Raw genomic sequence first — 14,982 nt, 5'->3', positions numbered from 1 at the left:
ACGTGTTGCCCCAGGTCACCCATGGCCAGGATCGCCATGTCCGTTTCGCAATTCCTTGCACATTCAGCACACGCTTCCTGCCCGGCCTGATCTGCCTATGAACGCATTCATGGGCGCCTGTGGCAATTCGACTTATGGTCAAAGCGTGGGATTCGTGCAATCAATCCGTAGCGGACAGGCTCAAGCTCCGGTGTTTGCGGAGTACTCGGTCCTGTGTGGTTGGGCTGTTCCAGACGCTGATGGTGCTTGTACAAACGCCAAACTATTCATTTGCTCGCCACACTCTTGTGAAGTTGTGAAAACCCGTTTTTTTCACGCTCTTTTGAAGACGTGAACCTCAAAAAAGGGCTGCCCCGGCCTGGCACCTGGCCCGCAAACCTCTGCCGACACGCGGCAAAACGGGCAAACAACTCAAGTGGCCGAGCGCAATGGCAGCTCTGGCAGATTCGGCAAAGGCGGGTGGTTTGCAAAGGAAACAGCAAGCTCGCCAGCTTCACTCGATCTGTGTGGGCGGCTCTCTGTGGGCGATTCTTGGGGTTAATACCGAGGCATTAACGATGCTGCGAGGCCCGATCAGGAGACGTCCTTATAATCGGGGGGAGATTGTAGCGAAGAACGCCGGGGAAATGGGCGGGTTTTATGACTTTTATTAGGCGTTCGGTCAGGCGGCCAACGCCTGGTGACGTGGCGACCGCGCAGGGCGTGGGTTTACACGGGCGCGGGCCGGCAACGGATGATGCATCCAGCTCAGGCGAATTTCTTCGATTTCCACCCAGCCTTCGCCGACGGGAGGCTGGCAGCACGCCTTGAACGCCTGGCAACGGCCTTGCGCATCGAGCAGGGCGAACTGGCGAAGGGCGGGCTTGCGCGTAAACAGCGACCAGAGAAAATGCATGGCGATCAACCTCCTGAGATTGAGGCCAAGCATGCCTGCTTCGGATGACGAGTCCATGTAACGGCTATGACATATCGGTGACATCGAACCGCAGGCGAAGCCCCGGGTCACAGGTTGTAACTGACGCTAGTTCCCTGCAGGGGCGCCCCGCTATACTGCCGGCCTGTCGGTACCTGATTTCTGGAGAGAAGCGCATGTTGCAACGCCTGTTGTTCGGTTTGATCACTGTGACCAGCTTGACCCTGGTTGGCTGCGCCAACAGCCCGCAGCAACTGACCCCGGAACCGAAAATCACCACGCAGCTGGCCCCGGTGGGCCACGGCCAGCCGGTGTCGGTACGGGTGGTGGACGGTCGTCCGTCGCCGACACTCGGTTCGCGCGGTGGCCTGTACCCGGAAACCGCCCTGGTGTCGGTGAACGCTCAAGACGTGCTGCCCAAGCTGCAGGCCCAGGCCGAAGCGGCGGTGCGGCTGCTGGGTTTCACCCCCAGCCCCAACGCGCCGGGCGCTCCGCAGTTGACGATCACCTTGGCCGAGTTGAAGTATCAGTCGCCTAAAGACGGTCTTTACGTGACCGAGGCGTCCATTGGTGCCACCTTCAAGTCCGACGTCACCGCCGGCACCCGTCGCTACAGCGGCCGTTACGGTGCGTCGCTGAACCAGCGCTTCGGCATGTCGCCTAACCAGGAAACCAACACCAGGCTGGTCAGCGACGTCCTGAGCGACGCCTTGACCCGCCTGTTCAAGGACCCAAGCATCGGTTCATTGCTCAGCGCGCAGTAATCGCTCAAACAAAAAACCGGGCTCAGCGATGAGCCCGGTTTTTTTATGCCTTCAGTTTCACGCGGCCGTGTCGATACAAAAGTCCAGCATGCTCACCCCCGTCAACAGATCGGCCTCGGGCAAGTCCGCATGCTGGTGCCCGCCAAGGGCGCAATACACCAGCCAGTGGCGGTCCTGCACGTTGAACGCCAGGCCGCCGATCAGCGCCTCCTGCTCGTCGCTTTGGGCAATCAGATACAGCCGATCCTGGTTGTGCGCGTGCAGCATGACAAGCTCCTGAATGTTCGAAGGGCAACAGAGTGGCTTGTTAAGGTGACGTTCAGGTGACGGCGTAAATTACTGGATACATTAATCGTCCATGGGAGGCGGAGCGGTTTTGGCGCTCGAGGCCACTACGGTTCAGGTTTGTATCTGAACCGATACCCAGACACTGTTTCATCGAGGTTTGCGATGGCGCTGCCCGCACTATTGATCAATGCCGTGGCTTTATCAGTGGCCTGCCCAGGCGCTGCGCTGCTGTTCATCACCCGCCTGCGCGAACAACGCGCCATGGCTGAACTGACGGCGCAAAGTGAAGATCGCGCAATCGACCAGCCCATGCTGTTCCTGGATGTGCGCACCGAGCGGGCGCACCGTGTGGCTTACCGCATCGGGTTCGCCTGCCTTGGGCTGGCGCTGGCTATTTCCTGGCTCAGCACCCGAATCTAAAAAACCGCAGAACCCATCATATGGGAGGGAGCTTGGCCCCTCCCATATTTTCTTGATCGGTGGTTACAGCGGGATCCCGGCCTTGACCCGATACTGATTGCGCACTGGCGTCGCGTATTGCACCACCAGGAACGGACGGTGCTCGGCCGGGCATTCGTTCAGGCGCCGCTCCCACTCCGCCTGTGCCTTGGCCAGTTCGTCCGCCGGGAACACGTCGGCCGCCTTCGGCACCTGCAACTGCGGGTCGGCATCGCTCCACTGGGCGTACGCCAGGTAGTGCACCGGGAACAGCCGGTAGCCGCCGAGAATCTGCCGATCCATTTCCACGGCCAGGACCTTGGTGTCTTCGAAACGCTCGGTAATCGGCGGCGCGAAGTTGATATGTACGCGGCCTTTGTAGCCGGTGATGCCCAGGGCAATGCTGACGTCATCCTCGCCTTGCGCCTTGACGTAGGTGCCGGTGGTGGCGCGGATATACAGTTCGCGGGCCTTGGCGGCATCGCACGGGTCGTACTCGTAGCTGATGGACACCGGCGTCAGGTTGAGTGACTGGATCACTTCGGCAAACGGCTCGTCCTTGCGGCTGACATGGAACATCTTGAGGATCGCCGACTCGGTGCGGTCATCCCCGTCCTTGGCGCGGCCTTCGGCCTGGGCGATCCAGATCGACTGGCAGTCGTTGCGGATCGAATGGTTGATATAGGCCGACAGCAGGTTGAACGCCGCCATCTTCTCCTTTCGCCCGGTGATCGAACGGTGCACGATGAAGCTCTTGTTCAGACGCATCAGGTCACTGACAAACGGCTTTTGCAGCAGGTTGTCGCCGATGGCGATGCGTGGCGTCGGCAGGCCGGCGTGGTAGACGGCATAGTTGACGAAGGCCGGGTCCATCACGATGTCGCGGTGGTTGGCCAGGAACAGGTAGGCGGTGCCGGATTTGAGCTGTTCGACGCCGGTGTAGGTCACGCCGTCGGTCGCCCGGTCAATGGTGTGGTCGACGTAATACTCGACTTTGTCCTGAAGCGTGGCCACGGTGGTGACACCGGCGAACTCGCGACGCAGTTTGCGCGCGATCATCGGCTTGAGCAGCCAGCCCAGGGCGCCGGCAAAGCGCGGGAAGCGGAAGTGGGTCAGGATGTCCAGAAAGGCCTTGTCACTGAACAGCCGGGCCAGCACTGCCGGGACTTCGCTGTCGTTGTAAGGTCGGATGGTATCGAATTCGCCCATCATGCTCTCTTGTTAGAAACGGCTAGGGTAAGTAAAGGAAATACCAGGGTGCGGTCCGGGGAATTGGCCCGGCCGGAAAATAGCCCTGTAAATAGACCGGCGATTATACGCACAAGTCACCTGGGAGACTGCGATGCTGGAAACTGCGCTGTACGATTGTCCTTATTGTGGTGAAGCGGTAGAGACCGCGGTGGATTTATCCGGCGGTGATCAGACCTACATCGAGGACTGTCAGGTGTGTTGCCGACCGATCATTTTCAACCTGCAGGTCCATGGTGAAGAGTGGATGCTCGAAACCCGCAGTGAAAACGAATAGCAGGTACGCCCATGCAGCGAATCTACGAACCGGAAAACCTGATGGAAGGCGAGTTGCTGCAGCAAATGCTCGCCAGCGAGGGCATCGAGGCGCACCTGGTAGGGCGCCATTTGCTCGGCGGCACGGGGGAGTTGCCGATCTTCGGCCTGCTGGGGCTGGAAGTGGACAACGACCGGGCGCCTGAGGCCCGCGAGCTGATTACCGCCTATATCGGTGCGCAACCCCTGCCCGGCGACGAACCCGACAGCTTCCCCGACGTATTGGTCTGTTAGGCTGTCGGTCGGTTTACCCAAGAGTCGTGTTGCCCCATGTGTGGACGTTATGCCCTGTTTCGCTGGAACCCTACCTTTGCTGCCCTGCCGGGCTTTCCGGCCGACCAGCAGGCCCAGTGGAACATTTCCCCGAATGATTCGGTGCTGATCCAGCGCCTCAATGACGGCCAGCGCACCCTGGCACGGGCGCGCTGGGGCCTGACGCCGCCCTGGCTGACTGACCTTTCCCGCACCCCGGCCCATGCCCGTGCCGAAACCCTGGCCGAGCAACCGATGTTTCGCGAAGCGTTTCGCCAGCGTCGTTGCCTGCTGCCCGCCAACGGCTTTTACGAATGGCGCGGCACCCAGCGCAAGCGTCCGTACTGGCTGACGCCGGGGGAGGGCTCGACCCTGTTTTTTGCCGCGATCTGGGAGGCGTACCCGGTGCAGGAGCAGGTGTGGCTGAGTACGGCAGTGGTGACCCAGGCCGCCCAGAGTCAGCGCCGGCCGTTGATTCTGGACGCGGCGGGGCAGGCCGCCTGGCTCGATCCCGAGACGCCCTTGCATGTGTTGCAAGGCTTGCTGGCCAGTGAGCCGGCCCCATTGCGTGAGCGAGTCCTGGCCAACATGGTCAATGATCCCAAGCTCAACGGGCCGGAGTGCCTGACCCCGGCCTGAGCCTGAGGCCGGTTGCTCACTGACGTTGCCGGGCGTGTGAGATGTGTCCGAAATTCATCGGTTACACGTCTGTTGTATCTGGCGCCGATACAAATGAGCGCCTACGATACGCGCCATGTTTTCAGGGCGTCTTTTCAGGGAGAGTGTATTGATGAAGAAATCATTGGCCGTAAGTGTATTGGCGGCAGGCGTGTTGCTGGCCGGGTGTCAGTCGGTCAACACAACCAGCGGCGGCGCCGTCGGGGTTGAGCGCAAGCAATATATGTTCAGCATGCTGTCGAGCCAGGAAGTCGACCAGATGTACGCCCAGTCCTACCAGCAGACCCTGGGCGAGGCCAGCAGCAAAGGCCAGTTGGACAAGACCAGTGCCAATGCCAAGCGCGTGCAGGCGATCGCCAATCGCCTGATCGCCCAGGCGCCGACCTTCCGCCCGGATGCGGCGCAGTGGAAGTGGGAAGTGAACCTGATCAAGAGCGATGAGATGAACGCCAACTGCGGGCCTGGCGGCAAGATCTTCGTGTACAGCGCGTTGATCGACAACCTCAAGCTCACCGACGATGAACTCGCCGCGGTGATGGGCCATGAAATCGCCCACGCCTTGCGTGAGCACGGCCGCGAAGCCATGTCCAAGGCCTACGGCATCGAGATGGCCAAGCAGGGCGCCGGTGCGTTGTTCGGCCTGGGCCAGGACAGCCTGGCGCTGGCCGATACCGTGGCCAACTACGGCATGACCTTGCCCAACAGCCGCAGCAATGAAAACGAAGCGGACCTGATCGGCCTGGAACTGGCGGCCCGCGCCGGCTACAACCCGAACGCGGCGATCACCCTGTGGAACAAGATGGCCAAGGCTTCGGAGGGCGCACCGCCGGAGTTCATGAGCACTCACCCGGCCTCCGACAGCCGGATCGCCTCGTTGCAGGCGGCGATTCCGAAGGTGATGCCGCTCTATCAGCAGGCCAAGAAGTCCTAAGACTTCAACGACAAGTAGCAAGCTTCAAGCTGCAGGAAAAAGCACTGCTTCTTCCTGCAGCTTGAAGCTTGAAGCTTGCAGCTAGATCCAGCCACTGCTCTGCATGGCCTTGTACACCGCCACAATCGCCAGGACAAAGAACGCCGTAGCCGCCAGTCGACGAATCAATGTCAGTGGCAGTTTCTCCGCCGCGAAATTCCCCGCCAGAACCACCGGTACGTTGGCAATCAACATGCCCAGGGTGGTGCCGATAATCACCAGCCACAGTTCCGGGTATTGCGCCGCCAGCATCACCGTGGCGATCTGGGTCTTGTCCCCGATTTCCGCCAGGAAGAAGGCAATCAGCGTGGTCAGGAACGGCCCGAACTTGCGCGTGGTGCTGGCTTCGTCATCGTCGAGTTTGTCAGGCACCAGGGTCCACAGCGCGGTGGCGCAGAAGCTGGCCGCGAGAATCCAGTGCAATACCGCATCCGAGAAGAAACTCCCGAACCAGGCCCCCACGGCACCGGCGGCCGCATGGTTGGCCAGGGTCGCAGCGACGATGCCGGCGATGATCGGCCAGGGTTTGCGAAAGCGTGCGGCAAGGATGAGCGCGAGCAGTTGCGTCTTGTCGCCGATTTCGGCCAAGGCAACGATTGCGGTAGGAACGAGCAATGAATCCAGCATCAGGTAGGTTTCCAGGGGGCGGGTCGACACGGCTATGACACGTACAGCCTTCCCGCCCCGGGTAAGGTGTGCGTGTCATAGGTCTTGTCAAACCCCGGTCCGTCTGTGCGGACTCCTGGGTCGCATACGCCATGGCCTGTTGACCAAGTATGTTGACGTATGCCGGACGAGCGTGGCGCTCGTGGGAGACTACTCCCCTAGGACGGAGCGGATTCTGCCTAGGCAAAATCCATTCGGCAAGCGTTCTTTTTCAAACCGCCATCAGCCGCGCTTGGCACGGTAGATGCGAAAACCATTGCCTTCGGCCTTGACCGCACACACGCCCAGATGCTCTTCGATCAATGGTTGGTACTTGAGGAAACTGTTAGCCACCAGGCGAAGTTCGCCACCTTTTGCCAGGTGTTTCGCCGCTTTTCGCAGCAGGTTCTCCGTGGCGAAATAGTCGGTGTGCACGCCGACATGGAACGGTGGGTTGCTCAAGATTGCATTCAACCCCATCGGCGCGGCGTCGATGCCGTCACCGGTCAATACCTCGGCTTCCAGACCGTTGGCGGCCAGGGTCAGGCGACTGCTGGCGGCGGCGAAAGCATCCACATCCAGCATCGTTATGCTGTTGTGCGGGTAGCGACGTTTGACCGCCGCTCCCAACACACCGGCGCCGCAACCGAAGTCGAGCAAGTGGCCGCTCGGCAGTTTGTCCAAGTGCTCCAGCAACAGCTCGGTACCGCGATCCAGACGGCCGTGGCTGAATACACCCGGCAGGCTCACCACCTTGAGCGGGCCTTCGGCCAGCGGCACATCGAACACCTGCGCCAGGCTTTCCAGCTCGACCGCTTGCGGGGCGTTGGCCACGGTGATTTGCCACAGCTGGCAATGCCGCGCGCTGTCGAGCTTGCGCGGTTTGCCATACGGGGCCATCTGCTTGGCGGCGCTTTCGATACCGCCTTTTTTCTCCCCTACCAGGAACAGCTCGGCGCCGGGCAGTCGCGCTGCCACGGCGTTGAGCAGGTAATCGGTGAGGTCCTTGGACTTGGGCAGGAAGATCACCGCCGCCTCGAACCCGCGCTCGGGCGCATTCACCCCAAACTGGCTGCGCTCCGGGAAGCGCGCGTCGAGCGCCGCCTGGTCGCCGGCATGCCAGCACCAGCCGTGGGCGTTGGGCAGGCGACCCAGCAGGTCGTCGGCGGGCAAGCCCACCAGCAGCAGGTTGCCTTGAAAAAGTTCGGCCTGACGAAGCAGTACTTCACTGCGCGGATCCATGGTCTGCTCCTTGAAAAGGGGCGCAGTTTATCAACTGACGACGCGCAGCGGGGCGCCGCTGAAAAAGCCCCGGGCGTTTTCCGCCAGTTGGCCGACGATACGCTGCCGCGCTTCGCGGCTGCCCCAGGCATTGTGGGGCGTGACGATCAGTCGAGGAATATCGCCGGCCAGCAATGGGTTGCCATTGACCGGGGGCTCAACACTCAGCACATCGGTCGCCGCGCCGCCCAGATGGCCGCTGCGCAAGGCATCGGCCAGGGCCTGCTCGTTGATCAAGCCACCGCGCGCGGTGTTGACGATAAACGCGCCGGGCTTGAGCCGCGCCAATTCACGGGCGCCGATAAAGTCCCGGGTGTGTTCATTGAGCGGGCAGTGCAAGGTGAGTGCGTCCACCTGCGCCAGCAGTTCATCCAGGGGCACGCGGTCGGCACGGGCAGGGCGCCCGGGAATCGCGCCGAGTAGCACGCGCATGCCGAAGGCTTCGGCCAGGCGGGCCACGGCACTGCCCAGTTCGCCATGGCCCAGCAGGCCGAGGGTCTTGCCTTCCAGCTCGACAATCGGGTGGTCCAGCAGGCAGAACTGCTTGGCCTCCTGCCATTTGCCGGCGCTCACATCGCGCTGATAGTCCTGCAGCCGCGTCGCCAGGTTGAGCAACAGCATGATCGTGTGCTGCGCCACCGACGGTGTGCCGTAGCCCTGGCAGTTGCTCACGGTGATGCCGTGGGCGCGGGCGGCTTCCAGGTCAATGTTGTTGGTGCCGGTCGCCGAAACCAGGATCAACTTGAGTTCCGGGCAGGCCGCCAGGGTTTCGCGGTTGAGCGGGATTTTGTTACTGATCGCCACCTGCGCGCCTTGCAGGCGCTCGACCACATTCTGCGGCGTGGTGCCCGTCAACAACTGCAAGTCGCTGAAGCGGGCGTGCAACTCGCTGAGGTCGAGGTCGCCCAGATCCAGGGACGGGTGATCAAGGAAGACGGCGCGGCGATTGTTCGTCATCAACTGTACCTTTTGCGACAGGGTTCGAAGGCGTAATCTGCCGAGCCTATCAGATGAAATAATCCGTTACTTAATGGAGTGAGTATGTACGCCGCCGAGTTTTTGACCGTAGCCCTGATTCACCTGTTGGCGGTGGCCAGCCCCGGCCCGGATTTTGCGGTGGTGGTGCGTGAGAGCGTGACCCACGGCCGCCGCGCCGGAACCTGGACTGCGTTGGGCGTGGGCTCGGCGATTTTCCTGCACGTGGGCTATTCGTTGCTCGGCATCGGCCTGATCGTGTCCCAGTCCATCGTGTTGTTCAACGCACTGAAATGGGCGGCCGCCGCCTACCTGCTGTACATCGGCTTCAAGGCCCTGCGCGCCAAACCGGCCAAGCCTGCCGTCGAGGGCGAGTTGCACCGCGAAGCGGGCGAGCGCACCCCGCGCGGCGCGTTTACCGCAGGCTTCGTCACCAACGGCCTGAACCCCAAGGCGACGTTGTTCTTCCTGTCGCTGTTCACCGTGGTGATCAACCCGCACACACCGCTGGCGATCCAGGCCGGCTACGGCGTGTACCTGGCGGTGGCGACGGCGTTGTGGTTCTGCCTGGTGGCGATGTTGTTCAGCCAGCAGCGCGTGCGCGCCGGGTTTGCGCGGATGGGGCATTGGTTTGATCGGACCATGGGAGCGGTGTTGATTGCGATTGGGGTGAAGTTGGCGTTTACCAGCGCGAAATAAACGCTGTTCTCAAGTAAACACAATCCAGTGTGGGAGGGAGCAAGCCCCCTCCCACATTTGACCTCCATTGTCCCTGAATAATGGCTCAAAGCTAGCATTCCCCAGCCTCTGCAAATCATTCCTTTGGCTGATTTGTCTGACACATAACGTCTCTACAGTGCAGGTCTTCAAGCCAAGACCGTGCAGTCATAAAAGGGATTCGTATGTTGCAGACCCGTGTTATTCCGCCCGCCGAAGGTGCGTATCAATACCCGCTGTTGATCAAGCGCCTGTTGATGTCCGGTACCCGTTACGAGAAGACCCGGGAAATCGTCTACCGCGACAAGCTGCGCTACACCTACCCGACCTTGATCGAGCGCGTCGCGCGCCTGGCCAACGTGCTCACCGCAGCCGGGGTCAAGGCCGGTGACACCGTGGCGGTGATGGATTGGGACAGTCATCGTTACCTGGAATGCATGTTCGCCATCCCGATGATCGGTGCGGTGATCCACACCATCAATGTGCGCCTGTCGCCGGAACAGATTCTCTACACCATGAACCACGCCGAGGACCGCTTCGTGCTGGTCAACAGCGAGTTCGTGGGGCTCTACCAGGCCATTGCCGGGCAGCTCACCACCGTCGACAAGACGCTGCTGCTCACCGACGGCGAAGCCAAGACCGCCGAGTTGCCCAACCTGGTCGGTGAGTATGAAACCCTGCTGGCCGCCGCCAGCCCGAAGTACGATTTCCAGGACTTCGACGAACACTCCGTCGCCACCACCTTCTACACCACCGGTACCACCGGCAACCCCAAGGGCGTGTACTTCACCCATCGCCAGCTGGTGCTGCACACCATCGGCGTGGCGACCATCATGGGCAGCGTCGACAGCGTGCGCCTGCTGGGCACCAACGACGTGTACATGCCGATCACGCCGATGTTCCACGTGCATGCCTGGGGCCTGCCGTATGTGGCGACCATGCTTGGCCTTAAGCAGGTCTACCCCGGCCGCTACGACCCGGAATACCTGGTGGAGCTGTGGCGCAAGGAGAAGGTCACCTTTTCCCACTGCGTGCCGACCATCCTGCAAATGGTGCTCAACGCCAAGGCTGCCCAAGGCGTCGATTTTGGCGGCTGGAAAATCGTCATAGGCGGCAGTGCGCTCAACCGCACCCTGTATGAGGCGGCAAAGGCCCGCGGGATTCAGCTCACCGCCGCGTACGGCATGTCCGAGACCGGCCCGCTGGTGTCCTGTGCCCACCTCAACGAGGAACTGATAGCCGGCACCGAGGACGAGCGCATCAGCTACCGCATCAAGGCCGGCGTGCCCGGGCCGTTGGTGGAAGCTGCGATCATGGACGCTGAGGGGAATTTCCTGCCCGCCGACGGCGAGTCCCAGGGTGAGTTGGTGCTGCGCGCGCCGTGGCTGACCGAGGGGTATTACAACGAGCCGCAGAAGGGCGCCGAGCTGTGGGCGGGTGGCTGGATGCACACCGGCGACGTGGCCACCCTCGATGCATTTGGGGTGATCGATATCCGCGACCGCATCAAGGACGTGATCAAGACCGGCGGCGAGTGGATCTCCTCCCTGGCCCTCGAAGACCTGGTCAGCCGTCACCCGGCGGTACGCGAAGTAGCGGTGGTGGGCATCGCCGACCCGCAGTGGGGCGAGCGTCCGTTTGCGTTGCTGGTGGTGCGTGATGGCCATGAGATTGGGGCCCGCGAGCTCAAGGAACACCTCAAGCCTTTTGTCGAACTGGGCCATTTGAGCAAGTGGGCGATTCCGAGCCAGATCGCCGTTGTTACGGAAATTCCCAAGACCAGTGTCGGCAAGCTCGACAAAAAACGTATCCGTATTGACATCATTGAATGGCAGGCCAACAACAGCACCTTCCTGTCCACCCTCTGAGCTGATTTGCCGTGCCCTTGTGGCACGGCGATGCTCTATCTCGCGCCTTCACTTGTGATTTGCCAATTTTCAGCCATCCTTGCCGCGTCGGCCTTCGCCGACATGGCGAAAGGGCTGTGGCAGACGGGTTGGTGATGCAAATCACACTTTAGAGGGATCAAGCGGTACCCCCTGCTGGCTATAGTCCCACCCAGAGTTTTTCAAGGATGCATCGCTTCGGGCCATGGAGGTTCAGTTGCCAGGCGGCATTGGAATCGTTGTATTCCGGCCGTTACAAGCATCACAGAACAAACTCACTGCCATAACAATAATGCACATGGAGTAGCGTCGATGACCTCAGTAAACCAGTTCTGGCGCCGGGCAAGACTGCCCCTGGCCGTCAGTCTCGCCTCTACGCTCGCCGGGCCCGCATTCGGCGTCAGTTTCAATATCGGTGAAATCGAAGGGAGTTTTGACTCGTCGCTGTCTGTGGGGGCGAGCTGGTCGACGGCCAAGCCGAACCAGGATCTGATCGGTGCCAACAACGGTGGCAAAGGTCTGTCCCAGACCTCCGATGATGGGCACTTGAACTTCAAGCGCGGTGAAACGTTCTCGAAGATCTTCAAGGGCATCCATGACCTGGAATTGAAATACGGCGATACCGGCGTATTTGTGCGCGGCAAGTACTGGTATGACTTCGAACTCAAGGACGAAAGCCGTGAGTTCAAGGACATCAGCGACAACAACCGCAAGGAGGGCGCCAAGTCCTCCGGTGGGCAGATTCTCGACGCCTTCGTCTATCACAACTATGCCATTGCCGATCAGCCGGGCAGCGTGCGGTTCGGTAAGCAGGTGGTGAGTTGGGGCGAAAGTACCTTCATCGGCGGTGGTATCAACTCCATCAACCCGATCGACGTGTCTGCGTTCCGTCGTCCGGGGGCCGAAATCAAGGAAGGCTTGATTCCGGTCAACATGTTCTATGTGTCGCAAACGCTGACCGATAACTTGTCGGCGGAAGCCTTTTATCAGTTGGAGTGGGACCAGACGGTTACCGATAATTGCGGGACGTTCTTTTCGCAGCCGGACGTTATCTCTGATGGCTGCGATAACAACCTGCGGGTCTTGAGCAAGCGCTCGCGCATTTCGCCTCTGGCGTATCCAACCCTCAACGCTGCTGGTGTTGATGTGAATGAGGAGGGCGTATTGGTGCGCCGTGGTCCTGACCGCGATGCTCGTGACAGTGGCCAGTTTGGCGTGGCGATGCACTACAACTTTGAGCCGCTGGACACCGAATTCGGCGCGTACTTCATGAACTATCACAGCCGTGCGCCGATTTTCAGTGCACAAGGTGCGCCAGCTTCGGCATACACGCGGCCTCTGGGGCCCTTGGCGGCATTGCGTCCAGTGATTGTGGCGGGTAGCTCTAACTACTTCGTCGAATACCCAGAAGATATCCGCCTCTACGGCTTGAGCTTTTCCACCACCCTGCCTACGGGGACCGCCTGGAGCGGTGAGTTGAGCTATCGGCCAAATGCGCCCGTGCAGTTAAGTACCACCGACATCCTTTACGCCGGCGTTACGCCCATTATTGGTTTTGGCAATGCCTCTGTGCTCAAGGGCTCGGCTGGTCAAGACTTGCATGGTTACAACCGTAAGGAGGTCACGCAGTTCCAGACCACGTTCACGCACTTCTTTGATCAGGTAATGGGCGCAAGCCGCTTGACTACGGTGGGTGAGATCGGTGTGACTCACGTGGGCGGCCTGGAAAGCAAATCCGAGGCGCGTTATGGGCGCGACCCGGTGTTTGGTCCAGGCACATTGCCCGGTGGTTTCTGTAACACGCTCAATAACTCGACCGCTGTGGGCGCCGGCCTGGGTAACGCCAACGGGCTGAATACCAACTGCAACAATGATGGCTTTACCACGGCTACTTCCTGGGGTTATCGCGCCCGTGCTATCTGGGAATATCCGGACGTTTTCGCCGGCGTAAACCTTAAGCCAAACGTGGCATGGTCCCATGACGTCAAGGGGTACTCCCCAGGTCCTGGCGCCAACTTCGAAGAGGGCCGCAAAGCCGTCAGCCTGGGCCTGGATGCCGAGTACCAGAACACCTACACCGCCAGCCTCAACTACACCAACTTTTTCGGTGGTGATTTCAGCACGGTGAATGACCGCGACTTCGTCGCCCTGAGCTTCGGCGCCAACTTCTAAGCACACTGTATTTTCAGGAAGACCAGAACATGAAAATAACCAAAAGTCTGTTGCACGTGGGTGTGCTTGGGCTGTCGATCCTGGCGAGCAATGTCATGGCGGCAGTGTCGGCGGATGAAGCCGCCAAGCTGGGCACGACCCTGACGCCGATGGGCGCGGAAATGGCCGGTAACGCGGCCGGCACCATCCCGAAATGGTCGCCGATGCCGACCAACGCCGGCGCTGTGGATGCCAAAGGTTTCCTCGCCAACCCGTACGCCAGTGAGCAACCGCAGTTCACCATCACCGCGCAGAACGTCGAGCAGTACAAGGACAAGCTGGCACCGGGGCAGTACGCGATGTTCAAGCGTTACCCGGAAACCTTCAAGATGCCGGTCTACCCGACCCATCGCGGCGCTACCGTGCCGGCCGATGTGTTCGCCTCCATCAAGAAGAACGCCACCACCACCAACCTGGTGTCTGGCGGCAACGGCCTGGAGAACTTCGAAACCGCCATACCGTTCCCGATCCCGAAAAGCGGCGTGGAAGTCATCTGGAACCACATCACCCGTTATCGCGGCGGCAGCGTGACCCGCCTGGTGACCCAGGCCACGCCGCAAACCAACGGCTCCTACAGCCTGGTGTACTTCCGCGACCAGTTCGTGTTCCGTGACAAGATGAAGGACTTCGACCCGAAAAACCCGGGCAACATCCTGTTCTACTTCAAGCAGCAAGTGACCGCGCCGGCACGTCTGGCCGGTGGTGTGCTGCTGGTGCACGAAACCCTGGACCAGGTGAAGGAACCGCGTTCGGCGTGGGTCTACAACGCCGGCCAGCGCCGCGTGCGCCGGGCGCCGCAAGTGTCCTATGACGGGCCGGGTACCGCCGCCGACGGCTTGCGTACCTCCGACAACCTTGACATGTACAACGGTGCGCCGGACCGCTACGACTGGAAACTGGAAGGCAAGAAGGAAATCTACATCGCCTCCAACAGCTACAAGATCGACGATCCGAAGCTCAAGTACGCCGACATCATCAAGGCCGGCCACATCAACCAGGACCTGGCACGCTACGAGCTGCGCCGTGTCTGGCACGTGGTCGCGACCTTGAAGGAAGGCCAGCGCCACATCTATGCCAAGCGTGACTTCTACATCGACGAAGACACCTGGCAAGCCGCAGTGATCGACCACTACGACGGCCGTGGCCAACTGTGGCGTGTCGCCGAAGCCCATGCCGAGAACTACTACGACAAGCAAGTGCCGTGGTACGCCCTGGAAACCCTCTACGACCTGCAGTCCGGCCGCTACCTGGCCCTGGGCATGAAGAACGAAGAGAAGCAGGCCTATGACTTCGGCTTCACCGCCACCACCAGCGACTTCACCCCGGCGGCCCTGCGCCAGGACGGTGTTCGCTAAGCTGCACGAGTAACTCAAGGTGGGAGGGGGCTTGCCCCGATAGCGA

Annotated in this window: 16 protein-coding genes and 1 riboswitch; of the genes, 10 read left to right on the top strand and 6 right to left on the bottom strand. The window is 60.9% G+C overall.

All coding sequences use genetic code 11. From position 1 onward, the window contains the following. Positions 1–661: 661 nt before the first annotated feature. A complete protein-coding gene (locus FX984_RS26280) occupies positions 662–895 on the bottom strand; it encodes a hypothetical protein (protein ID WP_027604792.1) in 234 nt (77 codons plus the stop codon). Between the two features lie 194 nt (positions 896–1,089). Between FX984_RS26280 and FX984_RS26275 the strand changes: the two genes are divergently transcribed. Next, positions 1,090–1,677, top strand: a complete 588-nt coding sequence (locus FX984_RS26275) for a YajG family lipoprotein (protein WP_027604791.1) — start codon at positions 1,090–1,092, stop codon at positions 1,675–1,677. A gap of 57 nt (positions 1,678–1,734) precedes the next feature. Here FX984_RS26275 and FX984_RS26270 read toward each other — a convergent pair whose 3' ends face one another. After that, complete coding sequence (locus FX984_RS26270) at positions 1,735–1,944, bottom strand: hypothetical protein (RefSeq protein ID WP_027604790.1); 210 nt, start codon at positions 1,942–1,944, stop codon at positions 1,735–1,737. A 183-nt stretch (positions 1,945–2,127) separates the two neighbouring features. Here FX984_RS26270 and FX984_RS26265 point away from each other — a divergent pair, with 183 nt between their 5' ends. Then, on the top strand, positions 2,128–2,385 hold the full coding sequence (locus FX984_RS26265; RefSeq protein ID WP_027604789.1) for a hypothetical protein: 258 nt from the start codon (positions 2,128–2,130) through the stop codon (positions 2,383–2,385). 63 nt (positions 2,386–2,448) lie between these two features. Here FX984_RS26265 and FX984_RS26260 read toward each other — a convergent pair whose 3' ends face one another. Then, positions 2,449–3,612, bottom strand: coding sequence for a 1-acyl-sn-glycerol-3-phosphate acyltransferase (locus tag FX984_RS26260; RefSeq protein ID WP_027604788.1), 1,164 nt, complete (start codon positions 3,610–3,612; stop codon positions 2,449–2,451). A gap of 133 nt (positions 3,613–3,745) precedes the next feature. Here FX984_RS26260 and FX984_RS26255 point away from each other — a divergent pair, with 133 nt between their 5' ends. From FX984_RS26255 to FX984_RS26240, 4 genes are all read left to right on the top strand, one after another. Beyond that, positions 3,746–3,928 carry a CPXCG motif-containing cysteine-rich protein gene (locus FX984_RS26255; RefSeq protein ID WP_027604787.1) on the top strand — a complete coding sequence of 61 codons (183 nt, stop codon included), beginning with the start codon at positions 3,746–3,748 and terminating at the stop codon, positions 3,926–3,928. A gap of 11 nt (positions 3,929–3,939) precedes the next feature. Further along, positions 3,940–4,200 (top strand): putative signal transducing protein, encoded by a 261-nt coding sequence (locus FX984_RS26250; protein ID WP_098480367.1) that lies wholly within the window; start codon positions 3,940–3,942, stop codon positions 4,198–4,200. A gap of 36 nt (positions 4,201–4,236) precedes the next feature. After that, the gene (locus FX984_RS26245) at positions 4,237–4,857 is read left to right on the top strand and encodes an SOS response-associated peptidase (RefSeq protein ID WP_027604785.1); all 621 of its coding nucleotides are present in this window, start codon (positions 4,237–4,239) and stop codon (positions 4,855–4,857) included. A 151-nt stretch (positions 4,858–5,008) separates the two neighbouring features. Further along, a complete protein-coding gene (locus tag FX984_RS26240) occupies positions 5,009–5,827 on the top strand; it encodes a M48 family metallopeptidase (RefSeq protein ID WP_027604784.1) in 819 nt (272 codons plus the stop codon). 81 nt (positions 5,828–5,908) lie between these two features. On the opposite strand, the gene FX984_RS26235 is transcribed toward FX984_RS26240, so the two are convergent. From FX984_RS26235 to FX984_RS26225, 3 genes are all read right to left on the bottom strand, one after another. After that, positions 5,909–6,493, bottom strand: a complete 585-nt coding sequence (locus tag FX984_RS26235; RefSeq protein ID WP_005784895.1) for a TMEM165/GDT1 family protein — start codon at positions 6,491–6,493, stop codon at positions 5,909–5,911. Between the two features lie 89 nt (positions 6,494–6,582). Continuing rightward, positions 6,583–6,704: riboswitch (yybP-ykoY riboswitch) on the bottom strand. Between the two features lie 50 nt (positions 6,705–6,754). Continuing rightward, entirely contained in the window at positions 6,755–7,753 is a 999-nt protein-coding gene (locus FX984_RS26230) for a methyltransferase (protein ID WP_092356142.1), read from the bottom strand. A gap of 30 nt (positions 7,754–7,783) precedes the next feature. Then, the gene (locus tag FX984_RS26225; RefSeq protein ID WP_027604782.1) at positions 7,784–8,749 is read right to left on the bottom strand and encodes a 2-hydroxyacid dehydrogenase; all 966 of its coding nucleotides are present in this window, start codon (positions 8,747–8,749) and stop codon (positions 7,784–7,786) included. A gap of 84 nt (positions 8,750–8,833) precedes the next feature. Here FX984_RS26225 and FX984_RS26220 point away from each other — a divergent pair, with 84 nt between their 5' ends. The 4 genes from FX984_RS26220 (at position 8,834) to FX984_RS26205 (ending at position 14,936) form a co-directional block, all read left to right on the top strand. Next, a complete protein-coding gene (locus FX984_RS26220) occupies positions 8,834–9,466 on the top strand; it encodes a LysE family translocator (RefSeq protein WP_065924273.1) in 633 nt (210 codons plus the stop codon). Between the two features lie 203 nt (positions 9,467–9,669). Continuing rightward, the gene (locus tag FX984_RS26215) at positions 9,670–11,352 is read left to right on the top strand and encodes a fatty acid--CoA ligase (protein ID WP_146476043.1); all 1,683 of its coding nucleotides are present in this window, start codon (positions 9,670–9,672) and stop codon (positions 11,350–11,352) included. A gap of 330 nt (positions 11,353–11,682) precedes the next feature. Next, positions 11,683–13,542, top strand: coding sequence for a DUF1302 domain-containing protein (locus tag FX984_RS26210; protein WP_092356148.1), 1,860 nt, complete (start codon positions 11,683–11,685; stop codon positions 13,540–13,542). 29 nt (positions 13,543–13,571) lie between these two features. Further along, positions 13,572–14,936, top strand: coding sequence for a DUF1329 domain-containing protein (locus tag FX984_RS26205; protein ID WP_027604778.1), 1,365 nt, complete (start codon positions 13,572–13,574; stop codon positions 14,934–14,936). Positions 14,937–14,982: the final 46 nt, after the last annotated feature.

It is taken from the genome of Pseudomonas marginalis (genome assembly GCF_008692035.1).
Lineage (GTDB): Bacteria > Pseudomonadota > Gammaproteobacteria > Pseudomonadales > Pseudomonadaceae > Aquipseudomonas > Aquipseudomonas marginalis.
The sequence above is the reverse complement of the archived record's forward strand: the minus strand, read 5'-3'. Positions and strand labels throughout refer to the sequence as shown.